Origin of the sequence: Vibrio makurazakiensis, assembly GCF_050337375.1 — a bacterium.
In the GTDB taxonomy this organism is placed as follows: domain Bacteria; phylum Pseudomonadota; class Gammaproteobacteria; order Enterobacterales; family Vibrionaceae; genus Vibrio; species Vibrio makurazakiensis.
In genome coordinates this window covers 1-2,022 of the sequence record NZ_JAKJSW010000399.1, presented here as the reverse complement: position 1 = coordinate 2,022, position 2,022 = coordinate 1, and the positions used below count along the sequence as shown (strand labels likewise).

Annotated in this window: 5 protein-coding genes; 4 read left to right on the top strand and 1 reads right to left on the bottom strand. The window is 39.4% G+C overall.

Annotation, left to right across the window (positions count from 1 at the left end; all coding sequences use genetic code 11):
• Window positions 1–93 precede the first annotated feature (93 nt).
• The 3 genes from L4C33_RS21885 to L4C33_RS21875 all read left to right on the top strand — a co-directional run bounded on the left by L4C33_RS21885 (window position 94) and on the right by L4C33_RS21875 (window position 1,164).
• Entirely contained in the window at window positions 94–243 is a 150-nt protein-coding gene (locus L4C33_RS21885; RefSeq protein ID WP_428814492.1) for a hypothetical protein, read from the top strand.
• Between the two features lie 54 nt (window positions 244–297).
• A complete protein-coding gene (locus tag L4C33_RS21880) occupies window positions 298–627 on the top strand; it encodes a DUF6614 family protein (RefSeq protein ID WP_428814491.1) in 330 nt (109 codons plus the stop codon).
• Between the two features lie 75 nt (window positions 628–702).
• A complete protein-coding gene (locus L4C33_RS21875) occupies window positions 703–1,164 on the top strand; it encodes a GNAT family N-acetyltransferase (protein WP_428814490.1) in 462 nt (153 codons plus the stop codon).
• 30 nt (window positions 1,165–1,194) lie between these two features.
• Here L4C33_RS21875 and L4C33_RS21870 read toward each other — a convergent pair whose 3' ends face one another.
• Window positions 1,195–1,518, bottom strand: coding sequence for a hypothetical protein (locus tag L4C33_RS21870; RefSeq protein WP_428814489.1), 324 nt, complete (start codon window positions 1,516–1,518; stop codon window positions 1,195–1,197).
• Between the two features lie 163 nt (window positions 1,519–1,681).
• Here L4C33_RS21870 and L4C33_RS21865 point away from each other — a divergent pair, with 163 nt between their 5' ends.
• Window positions 1,682–1,843 carry a hypothetical protein gene (locus L4C33_RS21865; protein WP_428814488.1) on the top strand — a complete coding sequence of 54 codons (162 nt, stop codon included), beginning with the start codon at window positions 1,682–1,684 and terminating at the stop codon, window positions 1,841–1,843.
• Window positions 1,844–2,022 lie beyond the last annotated feature (179 nt).

Genomic DNA, 2,022 nt, shown 5'->3' with positions numbered 1-2,022 from the left:
CCTCTATTTTGGCGGATAAATGATCAAATAACGTTTGACCTCAACCTAACGTGAGGTTTTAAGGTGAGTTCGAAATAAACAAGGAGATCTGCCATGCAAAACAATTACGTAAAGGAACTTGCGATTAAAAGCTATCAAGAAGATTTAGCGAGAGAATATTATAAAGGCAATAAACGTCCTTTCCATCCACCAAGTTTTATCAGTGGTATTTTGGTTTCAGTGTTGATTATCGGGCTAGTGTAACCCTAGTAGAAGTAAGGGCTAGCAAGCAATACAACCAAACTATAAGGACGTAAAATGAAAACATACAATGTGTTTTATACAGTGAAAGATGGGGTTGATGAATACCGTGTATTGCGGCTAACGCATGAGTTTGCAGAGTTGCTGCTTAATGACAAGTTGATCGAATCTGCAGCAGTACACAAAGTAGCAAACCAAGGTAACTTTGAAGAGATGCCCAATTATCACATGGCCGTCAATTTTAGAGATCAGAGGCAAATGGACGACGCATTCAAAATTATACGTGATCGCTATATGGTTCAGCCGCCACATAGTGAGTTAATGAGCTCCGTTACTGAGTTTAAAGTTACGTTTACTGAGCGAACCGAAAGTCGCGAATATATGTAATATCGTTGGTGATTCTATGGCATTGTAGCGACAACGTCTTTCAATGATCAAACGAATTCTAATTAGAGGTATTCAATGAAAATAGTTCGAGTCGATAGCCATAACGAGCATATATATAAAAACTTAGCACAGGCTTATGAAGCTGAATTCTCCAAAATCATGCAGAAAAAACCGGATGAAAATGGTGTATTTCCGCTTGATACTGAAATTGATGGGAATGYGACGGGTTACCTTTTGTTTATTGATGACGTTCCTGCTGGGCATACCGCCATTGCTGATGAAGGTAATAGCTGTTACGAGGTCTGTGATTTCTACGTAGTACCTTATTTTCGAAAGAATAAAGCAGGTAAACGGTTCATTACAGAAATCTTTAAGATGTTAGAAGGCCGCTGGGAAATTAAACAAGTAGCTGGTGCCGATCACGCTGTTCGATTCTGGAGAGATGTCCTATCTGAGTATACATCGGGGAACTTTGAGGAAGACAGTTATCAAGATCCAAAATGGGGCACTGTTACTAGGCAAACATTCAGTCACTAGGTAATTAGCGACTCAAGAACAGTTTAGGCATTAAAACAGAGACATTTGCATAGAGTGGGTCGCTTTTATATCAAACGGTGATTCGAGGTTCTGGAAGTATTCGACCCAGACCTTGTTGCTTCTGGGAAACTCCCGTTTGAGTACTTTCTTTGCACTTTTTAGTATCTTTGCGCTGTCTAGAACCGTCGAAGCGTTACAGAAGCCATTTTCAACAATTTGAAATTGAGAAGAGTTGAGGCAATAAATAATGAAGCCACGATCTTTTTTATACGTTTTGAATTGAACGGCTTCTTGTGGCTTAAGTTCTTTAAGGTGCTTATTTATCAGCGGCAAAACTTGAGATATATGAACCATAGTTATCCTATTTCTCTACTTAGGTCGTTACAGTAACAAGAAAAGCGCTTTCATTGATGACAACTAAGTTTGCAAGTTATGCTGCAGATTATTTCTCTTAGAGCAATGTAGGGAAATGGTCGATATAATCGATGCTTAACCTTGTTTAATCGAGACGATCAAAGTGCGAAAATATTACACAACCGAAGGCAACATTAACGCTAAGAAACAGAAAGACGCATACCCTAAGCTTGCTCTGTGTGAAAACTGTGTCGATAGTTATGTTGTGATTAGCGAAGGCGAGAGAACGTACGACGCGTGCGCAAAATGCGGAGCCGATGACTAAACGAGCTTCGATAATTAATTAATTGATTCGAATTTGATGACCTAAGTTTGATAACGTGTAGGCGCTAACAAGCGCCTATTTGTGAATATCATAACCCTTATTTCGCTGGCTATGTCTTACCCTGTTAGCCCAAATATCTACACTTCCTTTCTCCTAACGTCATATCGTCACACTTATTC

Excerpts from the sequence above, each read along its gene's own strand:
- L4C33_RS21885 (WP_428814492.1), top strand. The coding sequence starts at position 94 with ATGCAAAACAATTACGTAAAGGAACTTGCGATTAAAAGCTATCAAGAA.
- L4C33_RS21880 (WP_428814491.1), top strand. The coding sequence starts at position 298 with ATGAAAACATACAATGTGTTTTATACAGTGAAAGATGGGGTTGATGAA.
- L4C33_RS21870 (WP_428814489.1), bottom strand. The coding sequence starts at position 1,518 with ATGGTTCATATATCTCAAGTTTTGCCGCTGATAAATAAGCACCTTAAA.